The sequence below is a fragment of the Streptomyces sp. NPDC002867 genome (assembly GCF_053591895.1).
Window position 1 is genome coordinate 25618 of sequence record NZ_JBSFUR010000019.1, and the last position, 26394, is coordinate 52011.

Annotated in this window: 19 protein-coding genes and 1 pseudogene; 3 read left to right on the plus strand and 17 right to left on the minus strand. The window is 71.8% G+C overall.

What is annotated here, in order from left to right; translation table 11 throughout:
- Positions 1–353 precede the first annotated feature (353 nt).
- From tmk to ACWD0A_RS19585, 8 genes are all read right to left on the minus strand, one after another.
- Positions 354–3512: a dTMP kinase gene (gene tmk, locus ACWD0A_RS19550; RefSeq protein WP_451299697.1), complete on the minus strand. Its 3159-nt coding sequence runs from the start codon at positions 3510–3512 to the stop codon at positions 354–356.
- A gap of 137 nt (positions 3513–3649) precedes the next feature.
- The gene (gene topA / locus ACWD0A_RS19555; RefSeq protein WP_451299699.1) at positions 3650–6532 is read right to left on the minus strand and encodes a type I DNA topoisomerase; all 2883 of its coding nucleotides are present in this window, start codon (positions 6530–6532) and stop codon (positions 3650–3652) included.
- Between the two features lie 223 nt (positions 6533–6755).
- Entirely contained in the window at positions 6756–6953 is a 198-nt protein-coding gene (locus ACWD0A_RS19560) for a hypothetical protein (RefSeq protein ID WP_177149604.1), read from the minus strand.
- A gap of 270 nt (positions 6954–7223) precedes the next feature.
- Entirely contained in the window at positions 7224–8735 is a 1512-nt protein-coding gene (locus ACWD0A_RS19565) for a DUF7059 domain-containing protein (RefSeq protein WP_451299701.1), read from the minus strand.
- 152 nt (positions 8736–8887) lie between these two features.
- Positions 8888–9475, minus strand: coding sequence for a small secreted protein (locus ACWD0A_RS19570; protein ID WP_451299703.1), 588 nt, complete (start codon positions 9473–9475; stop codon positions 8888–8890).
- A 191-nt stretch (positions 9476–9666) separates the two neighbouring features.
- A complete protein-coding gene (locus tag ACWD0A_RS19575; RefSeq protein WP_451299705.1) occupies positions 9667–12075 on the minus strand; it encodes a sodium-translocating pyrophosphatase in 2409 nt (802 codons plus the stop codon).
- A 433-nt stretch (positions 12076–12508) separates the two neighbouring features.
- A complete protein-coding gene (locus ACWD0A_RS19580; protein WP_451299707.1) occupies positions 12509–12943 on the minus strand; it encodes an ATP-binding protein in 435 nt (144 codons plus the stop codon).
- A gap of 93 nt (positions 12944–13036) precedes the next feature.
- On the minus strand, positions 13037–13390 hold the full coding sequence (locus ACWD0A_RS19585) for an STAS domain-containing protein (RefSeq protein WP_003967428.1): 354 nt from the start codon (positions 13388–13390) through the stop codon (positions 13037–13039).
- Positions 13391–13469: 79 nt separating this feature from the next.
- Between ACWD0A_RS19585 and ACWD0A_RS19590 the strand changes: the two genes are divergently transcribed.
- On the plus strand, positions 13470–16163 hold the full coding sequence (locus ACWD0A_RS19590) for a DEAD/DEAH box helicase (RefSeq protein WP_451299709.1): 2694 nt from the start codon (positions 13470–13472) through the stop codon (positions 16161–16163).
- A gap of 145 nt (positions 16164–16308) precedes the next feature.
- Here ACWD0A_RS19590 and ACWD0A_RS19595 read toward each other — a convergent pair.
- The 7 genes and pseudogenes from ACWD0A_RS19595 to ssd form a co-directional block, all read right to left on the minus strand.
- Positions 16309–16569 (minus strand): annotated as a pseudogene (locus ACWD0A_RS19595) (Rv3654c family TadE-like protein); the annotation flags it as partial.
- The gene (locus ACWD0A_RS19600; protein ID WP_451299711.1) at positions 16566–17069 is read right to left on the minus strand and encodes a TadE family type IV pilus minor pilin; all 504 of its coding nucleotides are present in this window, start codon (positions 17067–17069) and stop codon (positions 16566–16568) included. The pseudogene ACWD0A_RS19595 and the gene ACWD0A_RS19600, both read right to left, overlap by 4 nt.
- The gene (locus tag ACWD0A_RS19605) at positions 17056–17310 is read right to left on the minus strand and encodes a DUF4244 domain-containing protein (protein ID WP_451299713.1); all 255 of its coding nucleotides are present in this window, start codon (positions 17308–17310) and stop codon (positions 17056–17058) included. Before ACWD0A_RS19605 ends, ACWD0A_RS19600 begins: the two co-directional genes overlap by 14 nt.
- A gap of 52 nt (positions 17311–17362) precedes the next feature.
- Positions 17363–18157, minus strand: a complete 795-nt coding sequence (locus ACWD0A_RS19610; RefSeq protein ID WP_451299715.1) for a type II secretion system F family protein — start codon at positions 18155–18157, stop codon at positions 17363–17365.
- Entirely contained in the window at positions 18154–18987 is an 834-nt protein-coding gene (locus ACWD0A_RS19615) for a type II secretion system F family protein (RefSeq protein WP_451299847.1), read from the minus strand. Before ACWD0A_RS19615 ends, ACWD0A_RS19610 begins: the two co-directional genes overlap by 4 nt.
- Before the next feature lie 14 nt (positions 18988–19001).
- Positions 19002–20150, minus strand: a complete 1149-nt coding sequence (locus ACWD0A_RS19620; RefSeq protein WP_451299717.1) for a TadA family conjugal transfer-associated ATPase — start codon at positions 20148–20150, stop codon at positions 19002–19004.
- Positions 20147–21250 carry a septum site-determining protein Ssd gene (gene ssd, locus ACWD0A_RS19625; RefSeq protein WP_451299719.1) on the minus strand — a complete coding sequence of 368 codons (1104 nt, stop codon included), beginning with the start codon at positions 21248–21250 and terminating at the stop codon, positions 20147–20149. The genes ACWD0A_RS19620 and ssd overlap by 4 nt, the downstream gene beginning before the upstream one ends.
- 473 nt (positions 21251–21723) lie before the next feature.
- Between ssd and ACWD0A_RS19630 the strand changes: the two genes are divergently transcribed.
- Positions 21724–22614 carry an HAD family hydrolase gene (locus ACWD0A_RS19630; RefSeq protein ID WP_451299721.1) on the plus strand — a complete coding sequence of 297 codons (891 nt, stop codon included), beginning with the start codon at positions 21724–21726 and terminating at the stop codon, positions 22612–22614.
- 334 nt (positions 22615–22948) lie between these two features.
- Here ACWD0A_RS19630 and ACWD0A_RS19635 read toward each other — a convergent pair whose 3' ends face one another.
- Entirely contained in the window at positions 22949–23779 is an 831-nt protein-coding gene (locus ACWD0A_RS19635; RefSeq protein WP_307714262.1) for a Fic family protein, read from the minus strand.
- Between the two features lie 103 nt (positions 23780–23882).
- Here ACWD0A_RS19635 and ACWD0A_RS19640 point away from each other — a divergent pair, with 103 nt between their 5' ends.
- On the plus strand, positions 23883–24869 hold the full coding sequence (locus ACWD0A_RS19640; RefSeq protein WP_451299724.1) for an ATP-binding protein: 987 nt from the start codon (positions 23883–23885) through the stop codon (positions 24867–24869).
- A gap of 55 nt (positions 24870–24924) precedes the next feature.
- On the opposite strand, the gene ACWD0A_RS19645 is transcribed toward ACWD0A_RS19640, so the two are convergent.
- A complete protein-coding gene (locus ACWD0A_RS19645; protein ID WP_451299726.1) occupies positions 24925–26205 on the minus strand; it encodes a hypothetical protein in 1281 nt (426 codons plus the stop codon).
- Positions 26206–26394 lie beyond the last annotated feature (189 nt).

Below are 26394 nucleotides of genomic sequence, written 5' to 3' on the forward strand. Positions count from 1 at the left end.
CCGGTCCCGCCGGTGGGCCCGCCCGGGCGCGGCAGCACGTCAGGGGAGCTCCGCCGCACCCGCGAGCCGGGGCATGAGGCCACGCTCGCACCCGCGTGCGGGCCACACCTGGGAACCGCAGCCCTGGCGGAACGCTGCTCCAGGCTGCGTGGCGGGGGCCACCGTACGCCACTGCTGCGTCCGTCCCCGCCCGCCCGGGCCCCGGGCGCAGCAGCCCTTGCCTACGGAGGCCGCGTGCCGCGCCCTACCGGCGCGTCACGCGCTGGAACGCCTGGGCGGACCGGTTGCGCCCGGCGAGCGGAACGCGTCGGCTCCCAGGCCAAGGCCTGCGAGCCGACGCGTTCGAAGCCCTCTCAGCGGCTGCGGCCTCGGCGGTCGTCGTCGTCGTCCTCGTGGGGGCCGAGCAGTTCGTCCGCCAGGGTCGGGAGGTCGTCCAGCGGCGTCTCCTCCGCCCAGTCCGGGCGGCCGCGCCGACGGGCCGGCTGGGGGTCGACCTGAGGCAGCTCCCGGGTGCGCTCGTTCCCGCCTTCGGCGCCCTCGGCGTTCTCCGGGCGCTCGTCACGGAAGAAGCCTGGCGGCACGCGGTCCGCAGGGTCCGCGTCCCGGACCGGCGGCAGCACCGCCGTCTCGTCGGCCGCCCGCCGGTCGTCCACGGACGGCGGCACGGAGGTCTCCTCCTCGGCCTGCAGGTCCACGGCCGGCAGGACGGACGTCTCCGCCTCGTCCGGGACCTTGCGCAGCAGCCTCGTCTCGTCGTCCCCCGCGACCGCGTCCGGCCTCGGGACCTCCTGCGTGATCTCGTCCGGACCGGCCGACGGCCCCTCCTCCGGCCGCACGACCGGCGTCGGCACCGTGACCTCGTTCGCCGACTGCGCGGACACCGCGGCCGCGGCCGCAGCTGCCGCCTCCGCGGCCCGCCGTGCCTGCTCGGCCTTCAGCAGCGCCTCTTCCGCCTTGCGCTGCTTCTCCAGCCGGCGCGCCTCGGCCTCGGCCCGCAGCCGGGCCTCCTCCTCTGCCTGGCGGCGCAGCCGCTCCTGCTCCTCCTGGCGGGCCTTCTCCTCGGCCTCGCGACGGCGGCGTTCCGCCTCCGCCCTCCGGCGCGCCTCCTCGGCGCGCTGCCTGGCCTCCTCGGCCTGGCGCTCGGCCTCGCGCTGCCGCGCCTCCTCCTCTTCGCGCCGCTTGCGCTCCTCCTCCTCGGCACGCAGGCGGGCGAGCTGCTCCTGGCGCTCGCGCTCCAGGCGCTCCTCCTCCGCCTTGCGCGCCGCTTCCTCCTCTGCTCTGCGGCGGGCCTCCGCCTCGGCCGCCCTGCGCGCCTCCTCCCGTGCCGTGATCTCGGCATCGGACAGGGGCAGCATCTGGTCGAGCCGGTGGCGTACGACGGTGGTGACCGCCTCGGGCTCCTGGCCCGCGTCCACGACGAGGTAGCGCCCGGGGTCGGCCGCGGCCAGGGTCAGGAACCCGGCGCGCACCCGCTGGTGGAACTCCGCAGGCTCCGACTCCAGCCGGTCCGGCGCCTCGGTGAAGCGTTCGCGTGCGGTCTCCGGGGAGACGTCGAGCAGCACGGTCAGGTGCGGTACGAGTCCGTCCGTCGCCCAGCGAGAGATCCGCGCGATCTCCGTCGGCGACAGGTCGCGGCCCGCGCCCTGGTAGGCCACGGAGGAGTCGATGTAGCGGTCGGAGATGACGATCGCGCCGCGCTCCAGCGCCGGGCGGACGACCGAGTCGACGTGCTCCGCGCGGTCGGCGGCGTACAGCAGGGCCTCGGCCCGATTGGACAGTCCGGCGCTCGACACGTCCAGCAGGATGGACCGCAGCCGCTTGCCGACGGGGGTGGCACCCGGCTCCCGGGTGACGACGACCTCGTGGCCCTTGGCGCGGATCCACTCGGCGAGCGCCTCGACCTGGGTGGACTTCCCGGCGCCGTCGCCGCCCTCGATGGCGATGAAGAAGCCGTTCGCCGCGGGCGCCTGGGCCGGGTCCGCGCCGCCGCGCACCGCGTCGCGCAGATCGCGGCGCAGCGGCACACCGGACCGGTCGTCGGTCTTGGCCAGCACGACCGCGGCGACGGGCAGCAGCAGCGCGCCCGCGAGCATCAGCGTGAACGCGGCCCCGCCGTGCGCGAAGACGAAGTCGCCGCTCGCGAGCCGGTGCGGTCCGATCGCCGCCGCCAGCAGCGGGGCCGCGATCGCAGTGAGTCCGATGGCGACGCGGACGACCGCCTGGAGGTGCTCGGTGATGCGGGCGCGGCGGAAGTCCTCGGTCTCCTGGTCGATCAGGCCGTGCCCGGTGTTCGCGGCCACACCGGCCGCGAAGCCGGCGAGCGCCGCGATGAACAGCACGGTGGCCGTGTCCGGTACGAGACCCATGGCGAGCAGCGCCACGCCGGTCACGGTGAGCGCGAGGGCGAGCAGCCGGCGGCGCGACAGGGAGGGCAGGACGGCTCCGGCCGCGCGGATCCCGGCTCCCGTGCCGCCGATCAGGGCGAGGACGAGCAGCGCGAACGCCGCCGGGCCGCCGCCGAGGTCGACGGCGTGGAGCACGGCGACGGCCGTCCCGGACGCGATGGCTCCGGTGACGGCGGCGCAGGCGAGCACGAACAGCGGGATGCTGCCGGTGCGGCCCTTGTCCACGCCGTTCCCGGTCGACGGGCGGCGCAGGCCCTCCAGCGGCGAACGAGGCCGGGGCGTCTGCGCGGCGGGCAGCTCGACGAAGTACAGCGTCGACACGGACGCGGCGAACAGGCCGGCCGCGAGGTAGGAGGCGAGCGCCGCCTGGTGCAGCGTGAACCACTCGATGCCCGAGCCGAGCAGGTTGCCGATCAGCGTGGCGACGAGCAGCACGGCGGCCGCGGCGGGGATGACCGCGAAGCCGGTGCGCAGCCACAGCCGGCGCAGCGCGTCGAGGTGGTCGGGCAGCGGCCGTACCGCCGCGCCCTCCAGCGGCGGCGCGGGCAGCAGCGCGGGCGCGGCGCCGTCACGGGCGACCGTCCAGAAACGTTCCGCGACACCGGACACGAAGACGGTGATCAGCAGGATCGCGAGTGCGTTCGCGGGGACCCAGTCGATCCACAGCGGCGCGACGACCAGCAGCGCGACGCGCACGCCGTCCGCGCCGATCATGGTCCAGCGCCGGTCCAGCGGGCCGCTCGGCGCGGTGAGGGAGGTCATCGGGCCGAGGAGTACGGCCCCGAACAGCAGCGTGGCCAGCACGCGCGCGCCGAGGACGGCGGCGACGGCGAAGGCCGCCCCGCGGTAACCGGTCCCGAACGTGCCTGACTCGACCGCCGCCTGCAACGCCAGCAGCATCAGGACGAGGACACCCAGTGCGTCCCCCGTCCCGCCGACCACTTGGGCGTTCCAGAGCCGCCTCAGCGGCGCGTGACGCAGGAGGGCGCGCACGGCGCGCTCCCGCGAGTCCGCGGCGAGTGCGTCGGAATCAGATGCGTCGGAAGCAGTCTCTGCAGCGGTACTCATGACCGCCTGCTGCTCGGCTGGCTGCTCGGCTCGCGTCATCCGCCCAGCCTATCCGGAGCGGGTCGCTCCCCGGAGGGGTGTCCGAACACACGGGCGCTTTGTCACACGAGTGTGAAGGTCCCGTGCGGCAAAGCGCCTGTGCCGGTCCGGCCGGGAGGCGACTCCCGGCCGGTCCTCTACTCCTCGCCCGCGGTCGCGGAGGCGTTGGCCGAGGCCGCCGTCTTCTTCGTGGTGGCCTTCTTCGCCGGCGCCTTCTTGGCGGCGGCCGTCGTCTTCTTCGCGGCCGTCGTCTTCTTGGCCGCCGTCGTCTTCTTTGCCGCCGTCGTCTTGGCGGCCGTCTTCTTCGCCGCGGTCTTCTTGGCCACGGTCTTCTTGGCGGGCGCCTTCTTGGCCGTCTTCTTGGCCGGTCCCTTGGCACGCTTCTCGGCGAGCAGTTCGTAGCCGCGCTCCGGCGTGATGTCCTCGACGCTGTCGCCGGTGCGCAGCGTCGCGTTGGTCTCGCCGTCGGTGACGTACGGGCCGAAGCGGCCGTCCTTGACGACGACGGGACGCTCGCTGACCGGGTCGGTGCCGAGCTCCTTCAGCGGCGGCTTGGCCGCGGCCCGCCCGCGCTGCTTGGGCTGCGCGTAGATCGCGAGGGCTTCGTCCAGCGTGATGCTGAACAGCTGCTCCTCGTTCTCCAGCGAGCGCGAGTCGGTGCCCTTCTTCAGGTACGGGCCGTAGCGGCCGTTCTGCGCGGTGATCTCGACGCCTTCGGCGTCGGTGCCGACCACTCGCGGCAGGGACATCAGCTTCAGCGCGTCCTCGAGCGTGACGGTGTCGAGCGACATGGACTTGAACAGCGACGCCGTGCGCGGCTTGACCGCGTTCTTGCCGGTCTTCGGCGTGCCCTCGGGCAGCACCTCGGTGACGTACGGGCCGTAGCGGCCGTCCTTGGCGATGATCTGGTGTCCGGTCGCCGGGTCCGTGCCCAGCTCGAAGTCACCGCTCGGCTTGGCGAGCAGCTCCTCGGCGTACTCCACGGTCAGCTCGTCGGGCGCGAGGTCGTCGGGGACATCGGCGCGCTGGTGGCCCTCCGCGTCCTTCTCGCCGCGCTCGACGTACGGGCCGTAGCGGCCGACGCGCAGCACGATGCCGCTGCCGACGGGGAAGCTGGAGATCTCGCGGGCGTCGATGGCGCCGAGGTCGGTCACCAGCTCCTTGAGGCCACCGAGGTGGTCGCCGTCGCCGTTGCCCGCCTCGGAGGCCGCGCCGGCGGCGTCGCCCTCGCCGAAGTAGAAGCGCTTGAGCCACGGCACGGCCTGCGCCTCGCCCCGTGCGATGCGGTCGAGGTCGTCCTCCATCCTGGCGGTGAAGTCGTAGTCGACGAGCCGGCCGAAGTGCTTCTCCAGCAGGTTCACCACGGCGAAGGAGAGGAACGACGGCACGAGCGCCGTCCCCTTCTTGAAGACGTAGCCGCGGTCCAGGATCGTGCCGATGATCGACGCGTACGTCGACGGGCGGCCGATCTCGCGCTCTTCCAGCTCCTTGACCAGCGACGCCTCGGTGTAGCGGGCGGGCGGCTTGGTGGCGTGGCCGTCCACCGAGATCTCCTCGGCGGACAGGGCGTCGCCCTCCGCGACCTGCGGGAGGCGCCGCTCGCGGTCGTCCAGCTCCGCGTTCGGGTCGTCGGCGCCCTCCACGTAGGCCTTCATGAAGCCGTGGAAGGTGATCGTCTTGCCGGACGCGGTGAACTCGGCGTCGCGGCCGTCGGAGGCACGGCCGCCGATCTTCACCGTCACGCTGTTCCCGACGGCGTCCTTCATCTGGGAGGCGACGGTCCGCTTCCAGATCAGCTCGTAGAGACGGAACTGGTCGCCGGTCAGACCGGTCTCGGCAGGCGTGCGGAAACGATCGCCCGACGGCCGGATCGCCTCGTGTGCCTCCTGCGCGTTCTTGACCTTGCCGGCGTAGGTACGCGGCTTGTCGGGCAGGTAGTCGGCGCCGTACAGCTGCGTCACCTGTGCCCGGGCCGCCGCGACGGCGGTCTCGGACAGCGTGGTGGAGTCCGTACGCATGTAGGTGATGAAGCCGTTCTCGTACAGCTTCTGCGCGATCTGCATGGTCGCCTTGGCGCCGAAGCCCAGCTTGCGCGAGGCCTCCTGCTGCAGCGTCGTCGTGCGGAACGGCGCGTACGGCGAGCGGCGGTAGGGCTTGGACTCGACGGAGCGGACCGCGAAGGACGTGTCCTGGAGCGCTGCGGCCAGGGCACGGGCGTTCACCTCGTCGAGGTGGAGCACCTGCGCGCTCTTGAGCCGGCCGTCCGGACCGAAGTCGCGGCCCTGGGCGACACGCTGCCCGTCGACCGTGTTGAGACGGGCCGTGAGGGTCGAGGGGTCGGACGTGTCACCGGCGCGGCCGGTGGCGAAGGTGCCGGTCAGGTCCCAGTACTCGGCGGAGCGGAACGCGATGCGCTCGCGCTCCCGCTCGACGACGAGCCGGGTCGCGACGGACTGAACGCGGCCTGCGGACAGCCGGGGCATGACCTTCTTCCACAGGACCGGCGAGACCTCGTAGCCGTAGAGGCGGTCGAGGATGCGTCGGGTCTCCTGGGCGTCGACCATGCGCTTGTTGAGCTCGCGCGGGTTCGCGACGGCGTCGCGGATCGCTTCCTTGGTGATCTCGTGGAACACCATGCGGTGGACGGGAACCTTGGGCTTGAGCACCTCGAGGAGGTGCCACGCGATGGCCTCGCCCTCGCGGTCCTCATCAGTGGCGAGGTAGAGCTCGTCGGACTCGGCGAGCTGCTCCTTGAGCTTCCTGACCTGGGCCCGCTTGTCTGCGTTGACGACGTAGATCGGCTGGAAGTCGTGTTCGACGTCGACGCCGAGGCGGCGCACCTCGCCGGTGTACTTCTCCGGCACCTCGGCGGCGCCGTTCGGCAGGTCACGGATGTGCCCGACGCTCGCCTCGACGACGTAACCAGGGCCGAGGTAGCCCTTGATCGTCTTCGCCTTGGCAGGCGACTCGACGATCACGAGTCGGCGGCCGCCCTGTGCGGTCTCGCTGGTCGGGGACAACTTCGCTCTTCTCTCCGGTCGACGCTCGATGGGCGCTCACTGCGGTGCGGTACGCGGTGGTGCGGCGTTACGGCACTGCTGTGGCGCTGCTGTCGCTGCGGAGTGTGACGGTACAACCCGCCCCCGTGTCAAACGGCAAAAGACCGCAACGGCCACTCGAACGGTAACCCGAGTCCAGCCTTTTATGCGGCCCGGACCGGCACGTGGGGGCCTGTACGCCGCCTCAGATACGAGTGAAGCACCACACGCCGAGCGTGAGGAAGGCCGCACCGAAGAAGATCCCGAAGGCGCCGGCCGTGGCGGGGCTCACTCCGTGCGCGACGGGTGCGCGGTGCGCGAGCCGTGTCCCCGTCCACAGCAGCAGCCCGGCTCCGAACAGCGCGAATGCCGTTCCGGCGAAGATCGCTGGCCCGCTCTCCATGCCCGTATCCGGTCCTTCCCTGGCGCCATGGATGTCCGGGTGCCGAGGCTGGCACGCCTGGGCGTCGTCCGCGCGAATTCCGGGTGAACGGCGCGTGGGTTCACTCACGCGGTCGCGTCGGCACATTTTCCGGAGGGATCTCCTCCCCTTCCTCTGTCCTCATCGATCACTCCCCTTTGATCCTTCTCGGGTCCGGCCGCGGGAGCGGGGTAGCGCTGACCGAACATTGGCCGGTTTGCCCGTATCGGGCGGCGCAAACCGTGCAGGCGCCTATGCCGTCGTGCCCGGATCGGCCGGTTCGAGGAAGCCCTCCTCCACCAGCAGTCGTAGCGCCTGCGGCGTCCGGTCGCGCAGGAGCACCGGGTCCTCGTCGATCAGCTGGGCGATGGCGTCCAGAATCCGTCCGGCGCTCAGTGTCCCGTCGCACACACCCGCGAAGCCCGCGCCGACGGTGTCGACCTCGGTCGCCCGCCGCATGCCGCGGTTCTGGCGGAGGACCACGTGCTCCGGGTCCTCGGCGCCCGGCAGGCCGACCTGCTCCTGCACCACCTCGGGCACCAGCCGGAAGTGGTCGGAGAGCAGCGCCGCGTCGTCGTGCGTCCGCAGGTAGTCCTGCCGGTCGAAGTGGGCGCGCACGGCGTCGCCGAGTGGCTGCTCGACGGGGTGCGGCCACTCCTCCGCAACGATCGACGGCCGGTCCGCACCGGACTTGCGCAGCGTGATCCAGCCGAAGCCGACCGCCTTGGTCTTCCGCGCCTCGAACTCGTCCAGCCACGCGTCGTAGCGTGCCGCGTACTGCGCGGGATCGCTGCGGTGGTCGCCGCTGTCGCGCAGCCACAGCTCCGCGTACTGCGTGATGTCCTGCACCTCGCGCTGCACGATCCAGGCGTCGCAGCCGCGCGGCACCCAGGAGCGCAGCCGCTCCTGCCAGTCCTCCCCCTCGACGTGCTGCCAGTTGGCGAGGAACTGGGCGAAGCCGCCCTCGTTCAGCCTGTCCCCCGCCTGCTGGACGAGGGAGCGGCACAGATCGTCCCCGCCCATCCCGCCGTCCCGGTAGGTCAGCCGGGCCCCGGGGGAGATGACGAAGGGCGGATTGGAGACGATCAGGTCGTACGTGTCCGAGGCGACCGGCTCGAACAGCGAGCCCTCCCGCAGATCTGCCTCCGGCGCGCCGGACAGCGCGAGCGTGAGCCGGGTGAAGTGCAGGGCTCGGGGATTGAGATCGGTGGCGGTGACCCTCGTCGCATGCTGCGCGGCGTGCAGCGCCTGGATGCCGGATCCCGTGCCGAGGTCGAGCGCGGACGCGACAGGCGTACGCACGGTGATGCCGGCGAGCGTGGTGGAGGCGCCGCCGACACCGAGGACGACCCCTTCGCCCTGTCCTCCGGCTCCCCCCGCGCCGCCGACCGCGCAGCCGAGGTCGGACACGATGAACCAGTCCTGGCCCTCCGGCCCCCCGTAGGGCCGGATGTCCACGGTGGCCCGGACCTCGTCGCCGTCGCGCACCACCCAGCCGTCCGCCAGGCATGCATCGAGCGGCAGCACGTCACGCGCCCGCCCGTACGCCACGGGCCGCTGCAGCAGGAACAGCCGGACGAGCGTCTCCAGCGCTCCCTCTCCACGGGTGGCACGCAGGGCGGGCACGGTCTCGCTGCGGGCGAGCGCCGCGTACGCCGGGGCTCCGAGCAGGTCGAGCAGCCCGTCGGCGGTGAAACGGGCGGCGAGGAAGGCGTCGCGGAGTCGGGGGGCGTGGTCAGGCACGGGAAGGCTGGTCGTACTCACGAACCCATTGTGGCGGCCGCCCCTGACAATCGCCGCACGGCCCGGCCCGGGTCGGGGTCGGGCCGTGCGGTGTGCCCCTGCGTGGCGGCACGCATCGGCCGCGGGCCGAGTGGGGCCTCACACAGTCTTGTTGCCCTGCGAACGGGCGCCGGTCACGCCTTGCTGGGCGACGCGGACGCGCCCGAGGCGGGGCTCGACGTCTTCGCCCTCTGGCAGCCCGGCTGCTTCGCCATCGCCTGGCCCAACTCACCGGCCTGGAGCTTGGCCAGCGCGTCCTGGTCCATGCGCTCGATCTTCTTCAGACCGTCCGCGACCTCCTGCAGGCCGTCGGCGAACTTCTGCTGGTCCTTGGCGTCGAGGGCGTCGACCTTCTGCTTGAGCGCCAGGTATTCCTTGGCGGTGGCCTCCAGCTCGTTCACCGCGTCGGTGCGGAGCTTCTCGCCGTTCTCGACCGGCGGGACACCGGCGTCCCTGACGGCCTTGGCAAGTGCCTTGTCCGCTGCGGCGATGTCCGCGAAAGCCTTGGAGTCGGCGGCCTGGATGTCGGCGGGCTTGCCGTCCGCGGCCGTCGAGATGATGGCCTGCTGGGCGTCGGCTCTCTTCTGGATCTGCGGCTGCGCCTGGTCACAGACCTTCTTGGCCCAGCTGTTCACCTTCTCCTCGCTGTCGTCCCCGCATCCCGACAGCGCCAGTACCAGTACCGCACCGCCGGACAGTGCGGCCGCAAGCTTCTTGTTCACCGGATTGGTCCCTTCCAAGGCTCTCTCGGCCCCGGAACATACACGCCAAGTGGGCGACAAACGCGTGTCGTGCGCCCGGTTCATCACCTATTGAAGCCATTTGCACCAAGGGAGACAAGACTCACCCACACGCGCGAATGGACGGACGCCGCGTCAGTGCGCAGCGCCCGCCCATGGGTTGATCCGAGACGTCAGGACACCGCCGCGGGATCGGCCGACTTCGCGCCGCGCTCGGCCCGGCTGTCGCCGTCGTCGCCCACCGCGATTCCACGCCGCTTGGAGATGTACACGGCACCCACGATGACCACCATGGCGATCACCGCGACCAGCGCGCGCACGCCGGCGTTGGAGTCGTCCCCGAAGCTGAACTGGACGACCGCCGGCGCGATCAGCAGCGCCACCAGGTTCATCACCTTCAGCAGCGGGTTGATCGCCGGACCGGCCGTGTCCTTGAACGGGTCGCCGACCGTGTCGCCGATCACCGTCGCCGCATGGGCCTCGCTGCCCTTGCCGCCGTGGTGACCGTCCTCGACGAGCTTCTTGGCGTTGTCCCACGCACCGCCGGAGTTGGCGAGGAACACGGCCATCAGCGTTCCGGTGCCGATCGCTCCCGCGAGGAACGCGCCGAGCGCGCCGACCCCGAGCGAGAAGCCGACAGCGATCGGCGTCATCACCGCGAGCAGACCCGGCGTGGCCAGCTCCCGCAGTGCGTCCTTGGTGCAGATGTCGACGACGCGCCCGTACTCCGGCTTCTCGGAGTAGTCCATGATCCCCGGGTGCTCGCGGAACTGCCGCCGCACCTCGTAGACAACGGCTCCCGCCGACCGGGACACGGCGTTGATCGCCAGCCCGGAGAAGAGGAAGACGACCGCGGCGCCCAGGACCAGCCCCACCAGGTTGTTGGGCTGGGAGATGTCCATCACCAGGTTCATCGGGGCGCCGTCGCCCAGCTTCTCGCCGACGTCCCGGGCCGCGGTGCCGATGGCGTCGCGGTACGAGCCGAAGAGCGCGGCCGCGGCGAGCACGGCCGTGGCGATGGCGATGCCCTTGGTGATGGCCTTGGTGGTGTTGCCGACGGCGTCCAGGTCGGTGAGGACCTGCGCGCCCGCGCCGGTGACGTCGCCCGACATCTCCGCGATGCCCTGGGCGTTGTCGGAGACCGGCCCGAAGGTGTCCATGGCGACGATGACGCCGACCGTGGTGAGCAGGCCGGTTCCGGCGAGCGCCACGGCGAAGAGGGCGAGCATGATCGACGTGCCGCCGAGCAGGAACGCCCCGTAGACGCCGAGGCCGATCAACAGCGCGGTGTAGACGGCCGATTCGAGACCGATCGAGATGCCGGCCAGCACGACGGTGGCGGGGCCGGTCAGCGACGACTTGCCGATGTCCCGGACCGGACGCCGGTTCGTCTCGGTGAAGTAGCCCGTCAGTTGCTGGATCAGGGCCGCCAGCACGATGCCGATGGCGACGGCGACGAGCGCCAGGACACGCGGGTCACCCTCGTGCGCCCGGACAGCGGCGTCCCCGACACCGTCCAACTCGGCGTACGAAGAGGGCAGGTAGATGAACACCGCGATGGCCACCAGGACGATCGAGATCACCGCGGAGATGAAGAACCCCCGGTTGATGGCCGTCATCCCGCTGCGGTCGGCGCGCCGCGGGGCGACCGCGAAGATGCCGATCATCGCGGTGACCACGCCGATCGCCGGGACAATCAGCGGGAAGGCGAGCCCGGCGTCGCCGAAGGCCGCCGAGCCGAGGATGAGGGCCGCGACGAGCGTGACGGCGTACGACTCGAACAGGTCGGCCGCCATGCCGGCGCAGTCCCCGACGTTGTCGCCCACGTTGTCGGCGATGGTCGCGGCGTTGCGGGGGTCGTCTTCGGGAATGCCCTGCTCGACCTTGCCGACGAGGTCGGCGCCGACGTCGGCCGCCTTGGTGAAGATGCCGCCGCCGACACGCATGAACATGGCGATCAGCGCGGCGCCGAGGCCGAAGCCCTCGAGCACCTTGGGCGCGTCGGCCGCGTAGACGAGCACGACGCAGGAGGCACCGAGAAGCCCGAGGCCCACCGTGAACATGCCGACCACGCCACCGGTACGGAACGCGATCTTCATGGCCTTGTGCGCGACGGCCGTCAGATCCTTTTCCGGCTCTCCTTCCTGCGGTGTCGCTTCCCGCGCGGCCGCCGCCACCCGGACATTGGCCCGCACCGCGAGACGCATGCCGATGTATCCGGTGGCCGCCGAGAAGATCGCGCCCACCAGGAAGAACACCGAACGCCCCGCACGCTGCGACCAGTCGTCCGCAGGAAGAAGCATGAGCAGGAAGAACACCACCACGGCGAAGACGCCGAGGGTGCGCAGCTGCCGTGCGAGATAGGCATTCGCGCCTTCCTGCACCGCCGCCGCGATCTTCTTCATGGAATCGGTGCCCTCGCCTGCGGCGAGGACCTGGCGCACGAGCAATTGGGCGACGACCAGGGCCGCCAGTGCGACGGCTGCGATGACCACGACGATCATCCGGTTGTCGTCCGTGAGTACCGCAGCCGCGTAGGAAGTGGGATGATCGGTCATTTGTGGGTTGAAGAGCCCCGCCATTCGTCCTCCTTGACGTTCAGAGCTCAAGATGTGGACGGATTGTAGGTAGCGGAACCTGATCAAAACAGGGTGCGGCAAATGCAATTGACCTTGACCGGCTACTCAGCAAATGATCGCGTTCCGAAAACATGCCCGAAAGAGGTAATGGGGCAAAAGCATTGACCCGTGATCGATGATCTATAAAATGTGAAAGAGGCCCTGCTCAGCAGGGCCTCTTTCACAGAACAACGAGATGAGAATCGGAAGATCGATCACCCGGACGGCGGTCAAGCACGGACAGGGCGCCGTCCGCCGAATCTGGCCGGTCCGCCACGACGGCCTCCCGGCGCCCGGACAGGCTCGTCGATTCGGTCGGCCCGCGTTGGGCCGAACGGGTCATGGCGAGGCCTGGTCGGCGGAGGAGCGGGGCGGAGGGACGGTCGGCCCGGACGGATCAGGTGGCCACCGCAGGCGGTGCTGCGGGCCAGCTCATCCGGATCACGCCGCCGTCCTCGGAGGACAAGACCTCCATGTCGTCGACGAGGCCGCTGATCACCGCGAGCCCCATCTCGTCCTCGCCCTCGGCGTCGGCTTCCTCGTCCGCGGCTCGCCCGCCCGGACCGGCACCGCCGCCCGAGCCGGGAACCTCGTCCCCGACCTCGATCGAGAAGGTCTTCTCCTCCTCGGACAGCAGCACCCGCACGGGCGCCGTGAGGCCGTGGCTGCGGTGCAGCCCGACCGCGCGGCTGCACGCCTCGCCCACGGCGAGGCGGACCTCGTCCAGCACCGCCTCGTCGACCCCGGCCCTGCGTGCCACGGCAGCGGCGACCAGCCGGGCCGTCCTGACGTGCTCGGGCTGGGCGCTGAAGCGGAGCTCAACGGTGGCCATGCAGATCCCCCTCGGGCATATGGGCGTGCCTCTCAGGGGCCCGGGCTGGATGCCCGGTGCCCCTCACTGCTTCCGGCGGTCTCCGGCCGAGTGTCAGTCGGTCGCCGCGACGGCTTCGTCGACCGTGGTGTGGATCGGGAACACCTTGGTCAGACCCGTGATCCGGAAGATCTTGAGAATGCGCTCCTGGTTGCACACCAGGCGCAGGGAGCCCTCGTGCGCGCGCACGCGCTTCAGGCCGCCGACGAGCACGCCGAGGCCGGTGGAGTCGAGAAAATCCACGCCTTCCATGTCGACGACCAGGTGGTAGCTGCCGTCGTTCACCAACTCGACCAACTGCTCGCGCAGCTTGGGCGCGGTATACACATCAATCTCGCCACCGACCTCGACGACCGTACGGTCGCCACCAGGGCCGGACACATTGCGAGTCGACAGGGACAGGTCCACGGATCCTCCAGCACCTTGCTATCGAGCGGCCGTCCCCTCAGGTCTCCCCGACGGAGCCGGAAGACGGTCGCCAGCCGCGATGGCATTCAATCACTTACCAGCAGCCATGCACGACGCCTTGGGACCATTGTCCGTCACGCCAGTGACACACTCGGTGCCGATGGCCAAGAATCACCGTCCCAGACGACCTCCCGAGAGCGGGGAAACCCGCCCCTCCCCCGGTGCGGTCCTCGACCGGCTCACCACGGGGGCGAACCGGGCTGCGCGCATCACTCATACGGAGCACTTGCCCCCGCGACCGGGCAGGCATGCCGTCTGGCCCGACCGCATCCGCGCGGAAGTGATCGCCGCCGTCCAGGAGGCCGGCATCGACCACCCCTGGGCCCACCAGGCGGCCGCCGCCGAGCATGCCCTGGACGGCGAGTCCGTGGTCATCGCGACCGGCACCGCCTCGGGCAAGTCCCTGGCGTACCTCGCCCCCGTCCTGAGCACCCTCCTCGACGGCGCCGAGGCCCCGAACGGCCGCGGCACCACCGCCCTGTACCTGGCCCCCACCAAGGCCCTCGCCGCCGACCAGCTCCGCGCTGTCCGGGAGCTCGCCGCGCCCCTCGGCACCCGCGTCCGCCCAGCCGTCTACGACGGCGACACGCCCGTCGAGGAACGCGAATGGGTGCGGCAGTACGCCAACTACGTCCTCACCAACCCGGACATGCTGCACCGCGGGATACTCCCGTCCCACCCGCGCTGGTCCTCCTTCCTGCGCACCCTGCGCTACGTCGTGATCGACGAGTGCCACACCTACCGGGGCGTCTTCGGCTCCCACGTCGCCCAGGTGCTGCGCCGCCTCCGCCGCCTGTGCGCCCGCTACGGGGCGCACCCCGTCTTCCTGCTCGCGTCGGCCACCGCCGCGGCCCCGGCCGTCGCCGCCGGCCGTCTCACCGGCCTGCCCGTCCGGGAGGTCGCCGACGACGCCTCCCCCCGCGGCGAACTCGTCTTCGCCCTGTGGGAGCCGCCGCTGACCGAGCTCCACGGCGAGAAGGGCGCGCCGGTCCGCCGCACCGCGATCGCCGAGACCGCCGACCTGCTGACCGACCTGACCGTGCAGGGCGTGCGGAGCGTCGCCTTCGTACGCTCCCGCCGGGGCGCCGAGCTCATCTCCGTGATCGCCAAGGAGCGCCTCGCCGAGGTCGACCGCTCGCTGCCGCAGCGCATCGCCGCCTACCGCGGCGGCTACCTACCCGAGGAACGCCGCGCCCTCGAACGCGCCCTGCACTCCGGCGACCTCCTGGGCCTCGCCGCCACCACCGCCCTCGAACTCGGCGTCGACGTCTCCGGGCTCGACGCGGTCGTCATCGCCGGATACCCGGGCACCCGTGCCTCCCTGTGGCAGCAGGCCGGCCGCGCGGGACGCTCGGGTCAGGGCGCCCTGGCCGTCCTCGTCGCCCGCGACGACCCGCTGGACACCTACCTCGTCCACCACCCCGAGGCGCTGTTCCGGCGGCCGGTCGAGTCCACCGTCCTGGACCCGGACAATCCCTACGTCCTCGCTCCCCACCTGTGCGCCGCCGCGGCCGAACTCCCGCTCACCGAAGGCGACCTGAAGCTCTTCGGGCCCGCCACCGCGGAACTCATGCCCCAGTTGGAGACCGCCCGGCTGCTGCGCCGGCGCGCGTCCGGCTGGCACTGGACGCGCCGCGAGCGGGCCGCCGATCTCACCGACATCCGCGGCGGCGGCGGGCGCCCCGTCCAGATCGTCGAGGCCTCCAGCGGCCGCCTGCTCGGCACCGTCGACGAGGCGGCCGCCCACACGGCCGTCCACAACGGCGCCGTTCACCTGCACCAGGGCCGCACCTACCTGGTCGCACAGCTCGATCTGGAGGACTCGGTCGCCCTGGTCGAGGAGGCCAATCCTCCGTACTCGACCACCGCACGGGACACCACCTCCATCTCCGTGCTCGACACCGACATCGAGGTCGCGTGGGGGGACGGGCGCCTGTGCTACGGCTCCGTCGAGGTCACCAACCAGGTCGTCTCCTTCCTTCGCCGCCGGCTCGTCACCGGCGAAGTGCTCGGCGAGTCGAAGCTCGATCTCCCGCCCCGCACCCTGCGCACCCGGGCCGTGTGGTGGACGGTCACCGAGGACCAGCTCGACGCCGCACGCGTGGGTCCTGAACAGCTCGGCGGAGCCCTCCACGCGGCCGAACACGCCTCGATCGGCATGCTGCCGCTGTTCGCCACCTGCGACCGCTGGGACATCGGCGGTGTGTCCGTCCCGCTCCATCCCGACACGCTGCTCCCCACGGTCTTCGTGTACGACGGGCATCCGGGTGGCGCGGGCTTCGCCGAGCGTGCCTTCCACACGGCCCGCGAGTGGCTCACCGCGACGCGCGAGGCCATTGCCTCCTGCGAGTGCGAGGCCGGTTGCCCCTCGTGCATCCAGTCCCCCAAGTGCGGCAACGGCAACGACCCGCTGCACAAACGCGGCGCGGTTCGCCTGCTCACCGAACTGCTCCGTAGCGCTCCGGCCCAGGCGCCGGGCGAATGGGGCCCGGGCGAGTCCCGGGGTGCGGCTGCCCGGGAGACCGCGGGCGAGCCGGCGGAGGAACAGGCGCACGAACCGATGGATGACTCGGTGGGCGAGCGAGCAGACGGTCCGTCCGCCCCGTCGGCGGACGGACCGGCGGAGGCACCGGAGGGCGAGCCTGAGGGTCGGCCTGCCGCGGAAACGACCGGACCGGCGACGCAGGGAGCGCCACCCGGCGCCCCGTCGTAGGGCGACCCTGCGGGGCCCGGCGGCGGGACGGTGCGGGCGGTCGGGTCCGTGTCGCGTGGGTCTCTCCGTCGGCCGCCCCCTCGGGCGGCCCCGCCCTCGACCTGACTTCGGGTGTGTACGGCCCGAAGCGGGAGCGGGCGGTCACGTCGGCGATCTCGCCCCGCACCACGCACCTGGTGACCTCCGCCTCCTGCGCCCGGGCGACCTCGGCCGCCTTGGCGCACGCCGCGGCCCGGCCGCTCAGGGCGTGGTCGGCCGCGGCCAGGGCTGCCAAGTCGGCGGCCCCGCCCGCCCGATGCCGTGCCACGACCGCCTGGCCCATCGCCAGCACCAGCGCGAAGACCGCGCACAGCACCGTGGTGGCGGATGCCACCCAGACGGTGGCCGAGCCCCGGTCCCGGTTCATGGCGCCACCGCCGTACCGCCCGGCACAGCGGCTCCGGCCCAGGCCGCAGCACGCACCGCGGTCGCCCGTACCCCGTCGAGCCGTACGGCTGCGGCGCCGCCGGCCGAGGCGTCGTCCGTGCCCTGCCCCACCGTGTCCTCGGCCAGGGCCGCCGCCTCCGCGCTCAGCGTCAGCGCCAGCGCACCGGGTCCGGGCGTATCCGCCTGCACCCGGACCCGCCACAGGTCGCCTGTCCTGGACAGGGTGACCCGTGCGCCGGAAGGGGCCGCGGAGCGTGCGGCGGCCAGCGCCGCCGCACGCGGCTCCGATCTGGCCGCCGCCCGTGCCCCGGCCCGCGCCGCGTCCACGCACTGGATCTGCGCGGACGCGGCCATCAGCGCCCAGACCAGGGCCATGGCGAACAGAACCAGCGCAGGAACCGCCACAGCCGCCTCGGCGGTCACCGACCCCCGGTCGCCTCGCCCGGCCGGATCCGCGCCCGGCCTCTCAGAACTGGGCATCGAGGGCCTTGCCGATCAGCGCCTGGAGCCCCTTCGACACGGCGTCACTCGTGACGACCTTGTACAGAACGGCCGCGAAGCCGCAGGCGGCGATCGTCCCCACCGCATACTCGGATGTGGTCATGCCCTTGTCCGTCCGCAGTCCTGCCAGCCGGCCGCGCAGTCCTCCGAGCCGGCCTCCGAGCGGCCCGCGTCCGTCGGCCCCGCTCTCGCACAGCCGGTGCCACAACGTCTTCCACATGTTCGACTCCCTGGTTTCGTAGTGCTCTTGTACGGGTGAGAAATCGGTGCGGTCAGTCGGCGGCCAGCAGTCCGCCGGCCAGCCCGATCACCACCGGTGCGACGCCGACGGCGAGAAAGGCGGGCAGGAAGCACAGGCCCACGGGTGCCGTGATCAGCACCTGTGCCTTCCGGCCGCGCGCCGCCACTTCTCGGGCGCGGTCCGCGCGAAGCCTCTCCGCCAGCCGCGTCACCTGCTCCGCGGCCGGGGCGCCCGTCAGGTCGGCGCGCTCCAGGCAGCGGGCCAGCGTGCCGGCCCCTGCTGTCGCGCCGAACCGGCCCCAGGCGTGTGCCGGCTCGCCACCGAGCCTGAGCTCGGCCGCGGCCCTGGCGAGTCGTTCCCCGAGCTGACCGCCCAGCGACTCGCCCACGGCCTCCGCCGCCTCACGCGGTCCCGCGCCGGCCGAGATGCAGGCGGCCAGGAGGTCGGCGGCGAGCGGCAGTTGTCGTGCCGCCTCCTTCCCGCCGTCGGCTCCCTCCGTCTCGGCCACCACCGCCGCGGCACGCTCCCGGCGCAGGAGCCAGTGCCGTACGCCAAGTGCCGCAGCGATCCCCACAGTGGCGCCCACCGCGCCGCCGATCAGGACGTAACAGAGAGCCGCCGCGCCGAACGGCGCCGCCCACTTCCTGGCCCGGGCCGCCAACTGCGCTCTGCTGCGGCGCTGTTCCCGCTCCACCGACAGCAGCGCCTCGATCCGTCCACGCACCGCCCTGCCACGGCGGTGCGCCGCGATCAGCGAGCCGAGACAGCTCACCGCCGCCAGGCCCGCCAGCACCGCCCCCAGCCTGTGGACGACGTCCGGGCTCATGTCTCCTCACCCGCCCGCACGATCCGCCCTGCCCAGAACAGGCCGGCCGCCTCCAACAGCCCTCCGGCGACCAGGCAGGCGATACCGCCCGGCGTGTGGAACAGCACGTCCAACGGGTCCGCGCCAAGCGCCCAGCCCATCCCCAGCCCGGCGACGGGCAACAGCGCGAGGAGCACGACGGTCGACCATGCGCCCGCCAACTGTGCGGCCAGGTCCTCCCGTTGGTCCCGCTCCGCCCGAAGCGCCGCCTCCAGCCGGTCCAGGCCGGCGGCCAGCCCCGCACCGCTGTCCACAGCGACCCGCCAGCAGGCGGCGAATCCGGCCAGCCCCGCCGCGCCGGGCTGCCGAGCCGCGGCCTTCAGCGCCCCGGGGACATCGCCTCCGAACCGCGCCGCCGCCAGGACGGCGGCCTCCTCCTGACCGAGCGCCTTGGTGGACCGGGCGCCGAACAACAGCGCCTGCCCCGGCTGGAGGCCCGCCCGCAGCTCCCCCGCGACCGCGCCGCACAGCGCGACCACCCTCTCGGCCCTGCGGTCCTCCTCCTTCCTGTGCTCCCGGGCCCGCAACCGCCGCCGCACCAACGGCACCGCCGCCGCCCCTGCGACGAGGGGCACGACGGACTTCCCGAGCACGGCGACCACGAGCGCCACCGGCAGGCACAGCCACTCCCTGCGCAGCCGCACCACCGGCAGCAGGCGCTCCCACGCCCACCACGGCGGTTCGGCGACGGCACCCCCGCCCGCGAAGAGCAGCCTCGCCCGGCGCAGTCCCTGGTCCTGGCCCGTGATCAGCCAGGCGGCGGCCCCGGCGCAGACAGCCGCCGCACACATCGACTCGGCGGCCCTCACAGCGCCTCCCCGATCAGGGCGCGAAGCCGCGGCCAGCCCTCCTGGCGCGCGAATGCCTCCGCGCCCCACCTCAGCGCCGGAACCGTCACCACCAGCCCGGCCGCATCCCGCTCCAGCACGTGTACCTCCGCGATGCGCCGCCGGCCGTCCGCGTCCCGTGCGAGATGGACGACGACGGACAGGGCCGCGGCCAACTGGCTGTGCAGTGCCGCCCGGTCGAGCCCCGCCGCGGTCCCCAGCGCCTCCAGTCGCGCGGGCACGTCCGCCGCCGCGTTTGCGTGCACGGTGCCGCAGCCTCCCTCGTGACCGGTGTTGAGCGCGGCCAGCAATTCCGTGACCTCGGCGCCCCGGACCTCTCCGACGACCAGCCGGTCGGGCCGCATCCTCAGTGCCTGGCGAACCAGATCCCGCAGGGTCACCCGTCCCGCGCCCTCCTGGTTGGCGGTGCGCGATTCGAGCCGCACCACGTGGGGATGGTCTGGCCTCAGCTCGGCCGAGTCCTCGGCGAGCACGATGCGCTCCCGCTCCCCGACCAACCCCAGCAGACTGCTCAGCAGGGTCGTCTTCCCCGAACCGGTCCCGCCGCTGATCAGGAAGGAGAGCCGGGCCGTGATGAGCGCCCGCAGCACGCGGTCCCCGTCCGGCGGAACCGTCCCGGCCACGACCAGCTCCCGCACCGAGAACGCCCGCGGCCGCACCACTCGCAGCGACAGGCACGTCGAGCCGACGGCCACCGGTGGAATCACGGCGTGCATCCGCGTCCCGTCCGGCAGCCGGGCGTCCACCCAGGGCCGGGCGTCGTCGAGCCTGCGCTCCGCCACCGCCGCGAGCCGCTGCGCCAGCCTGCGCACGGACGCCGCGTCCGGGAACGTCACCTCCGTGAGTTCCAGGCCCCTGCCCCGGTCCACCCACACCCGGTCCGGCGCGGAGACCAGCACATCGGTGACGGACGGGTCGGACAGCAAGGGCTCCAACGGTCCCGTGCCCACCAGCTCACCCCGTAACTTCTCCGTACCGCCCAGAACTTCGGCATCCCCCAGCAGGCGCCCCTGCGCCCGCAGGGCTGCCGCGACCCTGGCCGGTGTCGGCTCGGCGCCGCTCTCCGCCAGCCGCTGCCGTACGGCCTCCAGCAGTCCGGTGCTCATGAGACCGTCTCCCCGGCGAGCGCCTTCTCCCAGAACGCCGTGCAGAACCTGGCCAGCGGCCCTCGTCCGCTCGCTCCCGGCGGCGCTCCACCGTCCTGGTCCGCCGACAGCCCCGCCTCCACGGGCAGTTCTCCTGCGAGCGGCAGACCGAGCGCGGCCGCCACCCACTGCTCGTCCAGCCCGGAGGCGTACGGGCCGCGGACGACCACGCGCAGGTCCGAGAGGACCATGCCCACCACTGAGGCGACCCGGTTCGCCGCGGCGACCGCGCGGAGCTCGCCGGGCACCACCAGCAGCCCCAGGTCGAGCTGGGCGAGCGCCTCGGCCACACCCTCGTCGACACGGCGCGGCAGGTCGACGACGACCACCCCGCCCCGGCGGCGCGCCGCCGCGAGCACCGACCTCATCGCCTCGGGCGGGACGACGACGGAATCCCCGCGGTCCCAGCTGAGCACCCGCAGCGCGTGCAGCTCCGGCAAGGACTCCTCCAGTGCACCGCCGGCGACGCGACCCTTCGAGGCGGCGAAGTCGGGCCATCGTCTGCCCTCGGTCTGCTCGCCGCCGAGCAGGACGTCCAAGCCACCGCCGAGCGGGTCCCCGTCGACGAGCATGGTGCGCCGGCCGGCGCGGGCGGCCGTCACGGCGAGGGCGCAGGCCAGCGTCGACGCCCCCGCGCCGCCCCGTCCGCCGATGACTCCGACCGTCAGGGCCTGCCGTCCGACGCCCTCGGCGACGTCGGCGATCCGGTCGACGAGCCAGCCCTCCCCGTCGGGCAGGCGAAGAACACTGTCGGCACCGATCTCCACTGCCCGCCGCCAGACGTCCGGGTCGTCCTGGTCGCGACCCACGAGCAGCACCCCGCGCCTGCGGGTGGCCCCGCGGCACCGCTCGGCCGCGTCGTCCCCGACGAGGACCAGCGGCGCGCCCTCCCAGACACCCTTGCGATCGGGCACCGTGTGGTGGACGTCCGGCTCGGCCCCCGCCGCCGCGCAGAGCCGCAGCAGGTCGTCGAGCAGGTCCACGTCCTCGGTGACGATCAGCGGTCCCGCGCGGCGCTCCTCGGCAGTGCGGGGACGCTCCGATGTGATGGATCCGGCCACGATCTCCACCCCTCTCCCGGCGATCTCGCACACGGCGAGATCCGTGATTCCCTCGGTCCGCGAACTTCGCGGCTGGAATCACGGTGCAGCTCGCCGAAAAACCGTGTGGATCTTGCCGAAAAACTGTGGACAACCGGCCACTTGTGAATATCTCCGTAGCCCGAACCGGTGAGAGACCGAAAGGTCTCGGAGCGCAGCACGACAACTACCCATAGTGACGAATCCGGGGGTGTGCCTTCCATGTCTCCCGAGGGCGACGAGGCGGGCGGCAGGCGGCAACGGCCGCGAAGATGAGGGGAAACCCCGTCCGGACATGCGACGACCCCCGCCGGGGGGGAGAGCGGGGGTCGTCTCTCCGGCCGACTCGGGGGGGGAGGAGCCGGACCGGGTTAGCACGGTCGCGAACGATCCGTGACTTCCATGGTGTACCCGAGAGCCTTCTCAGGCAAACCCACGCGCCCAGCGTACGCCGAATGGCGGGCACATATGCTCACCCCGTGGAAAACCACTCCTTGCCGCGCACAGCCGCCTTCTTTGATCTGGACAAGACGGTCATTGCGAAGTCTTCGACGCTGACCTTCAGCAAGTCCTTCTACCAAGGCGGGCTGATCAGTCGGCGTGCCGCGCTGCGCACCGCCTATATCCAGTTCGTGTTTCTCGCGGGCGGCGCCGATCACGACCAGATGGAACGGATGCGCAAGTACCTGTCCGCGCTCTGCAAGGGCTGGAACGTGCAGCAGGTCCGCGAGATCGTCGCCGAGACGCTGCACGATCTCATCGACCCGATCATCTACGACGAGGCCGCCTCCCTCATCGAGGAGCACCACATGGCCGGCCGGGACGTGGTCATCGTGTCCACGTCCGGCGCCGAGGTCGTGGAGCCCATCGGCGAGCTGCTCGGCGCGGACCGCGTCGTGGCCACCCGCATGATCGTCGGCGACGACGGATGCTTCACGGGCGAGGTGGAGTACTACGCGTACGGTCCTACGAAGGCCGAGGCGGTCCGGGAGCTCGCCGCGTCGGAGGGCTACGACCTGGACCGCTGCTACGCGTACAGCGACTCGGCGACCGACATCCCGATGCTCTCGGCGGTGGGCCACCCCTACGCCGTGAATCCGGACCGCGCGCTGCGCCGCGAGGCGGCGGTGCGGGGCTGGCCGGTTCTCGCCTTCAACAAGCCGGTGCGGCTGAAGCAGCGGCTGCCGGCCTTCTCGATGCCACCCCGTCCGGCTCTGATGGCCGCCGCGGCGGTCGGAGCGGCGGCCGCGACCGCCGGGCTCGTCTGGTACGCCAACCGCCGCCGGGGAGCGGCGCGCGCGGCCCGCGCGACGGCCGAACTCGGCACCCGGTTCGCCCGTATTTGAACCTAAAAGTAAAGAAGTCCGCGCAGGCCTTTCCCTTCCCGGCCTGCGGTAGTACAAAGGACTTAACGGCCCGCGAGACCGAGGACATCCGAAAGGATCACCTTTAAACGCAGAGAAGGCCCCACGGACCGAAGCATGGAAGCCGAGCACCCACGCGACGTCGACCCGTCGATTACGGGCCAGCTACACCAGGTGACGGGCAAAGTTCCCGACCTGATGGGCAACATTCGAGGACGCATGGTAACTGGGCGGACATGCCAGCGGCGGTACCAATTGGTACCGCCGCAACCCTTTTCGTCAGGACTCCGGGCGTTCCGCCCTCAGGGGCGTCCCCTCAGGCCGCACCGCGCTGCAGCGCTTCGCACACCGCCGTCGACTCCCTGACACCCAGCTCCACGGCCCGCCCGCAGTGGGCGATCCAGGCCGCCATACCCTCCGGCGTCCCCGACAGGTAGCCCTCGAAGGCCGCGGTGTAGGCAGCGCGCCCCTGCTCGGCGTGCCCGACCTCGGCCGGGCAGATCGACTTCGGGTCGAGGCCGCTGCCGATGAGCACGATCCGCTCGGCCGCCCGCGCGACCAGACCGTTGCGGGAGACGAACGGGCGCAGCGCCAGCAGCTCGCCGTGCACCACGGCCGCCGTTACCAGTGCCGGTGCGGAACTGCCCCTGATGATCAGCTCCGCGAGCCCGTCCAGACGCCCCGCCACCTCGGCCGCGCCGGGCAGAGGCGCCTCGATCAGCGGCTCGTCGACCGGTTCGCCGGACAGGCGCGGCCTGCCCACCGCCTCGGCGGTGTCGCTGCCGCTCGCCGCGACCAGATGCAGCCTGGCCAGCACCCGCAGGGGCGACTGCCGCCAGATCGACAGAAGCTGGCCCGCCTCCGCGGTCAGCCGCAGCGCCGCACCCACGGTGCGCGCCTCGGGCTCGCTGCCGAAGTCGGTGCGCCGGCGCACCTCCTCCAGCGCCCAGTCGGCACCGGACAGGGCAGCGGAGGCACGGGCTCCGCGGAGGGCGGCCTCCGACGTGATCTCGTTGCTGCGCCGCCGCATGACCCGGTGCCCGTAGACCCGGTCGACGGCTTTGCGTACGGAGTCCACGGAGTCGGCGACGCCCGGCAGCGTGCCGAGGGTGGCGAGAGGGTCGGCCGGCGAGGCGTTCGTACTCATAGGTAGCGAGGCTACGCGCCGACCGGCCGTTGCCCCACCTTGGAGTGGTCTTCTTCACGCACCTTGACAACGGACAGCACTCGTAGCACTACCCTAGGTGAACATGAAGATCGCTTTCGTAGGGAAGGGCGGCAGCGGCAAGACGACGCTGTCCTCGCTCTTCATCCGCCACCTGGCCGCCGCCGAAGCCCCTGTCGTCGCGGTGGACGCCGACATCAACCAGCACCTGGGGGCCGCGCTCGGTCTCGACGACGCGGTGGTTGCCGCCCTGCCGGCGATGGGCGCGCACCTGCCGCTGATCAAGGAGTACCTGCGCGGCACGAACCCGAGGATCACCTCGGCCGAGACGATGATCAAGACCACGCCGCCCGGCGAGGGCTCCCGGCTGCTGCGCGTCGTCGAGGACAACCCGGTGTACGAAGCGTGCGCCCGGACCGTCCGGCTCGACGACGGCGAGATCCGGCTGATGGCGACGGGGCCGTTCACCGAGTCCGACCTCGGCGTCGCCTGCTACCACTCCAAGGTCGGCGCGGTCGAGCTGTGCCTCAACCATCTGGTGGACGGGCCCCAGGAGTACGTCGTCGTCGACATGACCGCGGGCTCGGACTCCTTCGCCTCCGGCATGTTCACCCGGTTCGACATGACCTTCCTGGTGGCCGAGCCGACCCGCAAGGGGGTGTCGGTCTACCGCCAGTACAAGGAGTACGCCCGGGACTTCGGGGTGTCGCTGAAGGTCGTGGGCAACAAGGTGCAGGGCCCGGACGACCTGGAGTTCCTGCAGGAGGAGGTGGGCGACGACCTGCTCGTCACGGTGGGGCACTCGGACTGGGTCCGGGCGATGGAGAAGGGCCGGGCGCCTCGGTTCGAGCTGCTGGAGGCCGCCAATCGGACGGCGCTGCAGACCCTGCAGGACGCGGCGGAGGACTCGTACGCACACCGGGACTGGGAGCGCTACACCCGTCAGATGGTGCACTTCCATCTGAAGAACGCGGAGAGCTGGGGCAACGCGAAGACGGGCGCGGACCTGGCGGCCCAGGTGGACCCGGCGTTCGTGCTCGGTGAGCACGCGCTGGTGCCACAGCCGGGCTGATCCGCGCGACGAGGGCGGACCGGCCGGTCCGGACCGCCCTCGCGTCGCGCCGCGTTCAGCGCTGCGAGGCGCGTTTCCCGGCGTCCCGCCCGGCGGACGGACCGGCCGGGGCCACCGGCGGCTTGGAGAGGAAGTCGGACCAGCCGCCCTTGGGCGCCTCACCGACCTCCAGTTGCCGCAGCTTCTCGAGAACCAGCGGGTCCTGGGCGTCCAGCCAGTCGGCCAGCTGACGGAACGACACGCACTTCACGTCGCTCTTCACGCACACCTTGGCGATCGTCTGCTCGATCGCCTTCATGTAGGTCCCGCCGTTCCAGGACTCGAAGTGGTTGCCGATGATGAGCGGCGCACGGTTGCCCTTGTAGGCGCGGTCGAATGCCTTCAGCAGGCCGTCGCGCATCTGGTTGCCCCAGTACTCGTGCATCGAAGGGTTGCCCTTGGACGTGCCCGACTGGTTGACCATGAAGTTGTAGTCCATGGACAGCGTCTCGAAGGCGCGGCCGGGGACCGGGACCATCTGGAGGGCCAGGTTCCACAGACCCAGTTCCTTCTTGGGCCAGACCTGCTCGCTGATCCCGCTGGTGTCGTAGCGGAAGCCGAGGTCGCGTGCCGCGCGCAGGAAGTTGGGACGGCCTTCGAGGCACGGGGTGCGGGCCCCGATGAGTTCCTTGTCGTAGTCGAAGGGGAGCGGCTCGGCCGAGGCGAGACCGGCGTTCGTCCTCCAGTTCTTCACAAAGGACTTGGCCTGGCGGATCTCGCTCTTCCACTCCTTGACGGACCAGGTGTTCACTCCCTTCTTGCCGCAGAAGTGCCCGTTGAAGTGGGTGCCCACCTCGTTGCCGTCCTGCCAGGCGCCGCGCAGCTCTCGCACGGTGTCCTTGATTCCCTGGACGTCGTTGAAGCCGATGTCGGAGCTGCCCACCGCGCGCTGGGGCGGGGCGTACAAGTGCCGCTTCTCTTCGGGGAGGAGATAGACGCCGCTGAGGAAGTACGTCATCGTCGCGTCGTACTTCTTGCCGACCTTGCGGAAGTGGGAGAACAGCTTCTGGCTGTCCTCGCCGGCGCCGTCCCACGAGAACACCACGAACTGCGGTGGTTTCTCACCGGGCTTGAGCCGCTGAGGCTTGAGCAGGCCCGGCTGGGCGCCGGTGAAGGCGGTGGAGCCGTCGCCGATGAGACGGACCACACCCTTGGTCTTGGGAGCCGGAGCGCCGTGCTCGGTGTCCGCGTCGCCCGAGCCCTGAGCGCCACCGCCCGAGCAGCCGGTGAGTCCTGCGATCAGTGCCGTGGCGACCGCACCGACGACGGCGGCGGCCTTCTTCGTGGCGGCCAGCATCCGCCCACCCTCTTTCGTATGGCAATACGACTATCCGACTGGGGATGGAGTCGACACGGTCGCTCGCCAGGAGTGAGGGGAGCGGCCCGACAGGCCGCAATGAAATGATTAATCACTGAATCGGGTGATTGATTGCCCTATTTGCCCAGAAAATCGTGCCAGAGTCTTTACTCTGCATTACGATCCATT

What these genes read in the sequence shown, in the direction of transcription:
- ACWD0A_RS19575 (WP_451299705.1), bottom strand. Translation starts at nt 12,075, where the DNA reads ATGGCGGGGCTCTTCAACCCACAAATGACCGATCATCCCACTTCCTAC.
- ACWD0A_RS19640 (WP_451299724.1), top strand. Translation starts at nt 23,883, where the DNA reads ATGAAGATCGCTTTCGTAGGGAAGGGCGGCAGCGGCAAGACGACGCTG.
- ACWD0A_RS19635 (WP_307714262.1), bottom strand. Translation starts at nt 23,779, where the DNA reads ATGAGTACGAACGCCTCGCCGGCCGACCCTCTCGCCACCCTCGGCACG.
- ACWD0A_RS19630 (WP_451299721.1), top strand. Translation starts at nt 21,724, where the DNA reads ATGGCGGGCACATATGCTCACCCCGTGGAAAACCACTCCTTGCCGCGC.
- ACWD0A_RS19580 (WP_451299707.1), bottom strand. Translation starts at nt 12,943, where the DNA reads ATGGCCACCGTTGAGCTCCGCTTCAGCGCCCAGCCCGAGCACGTCAGG.
- ACWD0A_RS19560 (WP_177149604.1), bottom strand. Translation starts at nt 6,953, where the DNA reads ATGGAGAGCGGGCCAGCGATCTTCGCCGGAACGGCATTCGCGCTGTTC.
- ACWD0A_RS19600 (WP_451299711.1), bottom strand. Translation starts at nt 17,069, where the DNA reads ATGCCCAGTTCTGAGAGGCCGGGCGCGGATCCGGCCGGGCGAGGCGAC.
- ACWD0A_RS19645 (WP_451299726.1), bottom strand. Translation starts at nt 26,205, where the DNA reads ATGCTGGCCGCCACGAAGAAGGCCGCCGCCGTCGTCGGTGCGGTCGCC.
- ACWD0A_RS19590 (WP_451299709.1), top strand. Translation starts at nt 13,470, where the DNA reads ATGGCATTCAATCACTTACCAGCAGCCATGCACGACGCCTTGGGACCA.
- ACWD0A_RS19610 (WP_451299715.1), bottom strand. Translation starts at nt 18,157, where the DNA reads ATGAGCCCGGACGTCGTCCACAGGCTGGGGGCGGTGCTGGCGGGCCTG.
- ACWD0A_RS19615 (WP_451299847.1), bottom strand. Translation starts at nt 18,987, where the DNA reads ATGTGTGCGGCGGCTGTCTGCGCCGGGGCCGCCGCCTGGCTGATCACG.
- tmk (WP_451299697.1), bottom strand. Translation starts at nt 3,512, where the DNA reads ATGACGCGAGCCGAGCAGCCAGCCGAGCAGCAGGCGGTCATGAGTACC.
- ACWD0A_RS19620 (WP_451299717.1), bottom strand. Translation starts at nt 20,150, where the DNA reads ATGAGCACCGGACTGCTGGAGGCCGTACGGCAGCGGCTGGCGGAGAGC.
- ACWD0A_RS19605 (WP_451299713.1), bottom strand. Translation starts at nt 17,310, where the DNA reads ATGTGGAAGACGTTGTGGCACCGGCTGTGCGAGAGCGGGGCCGACGGA.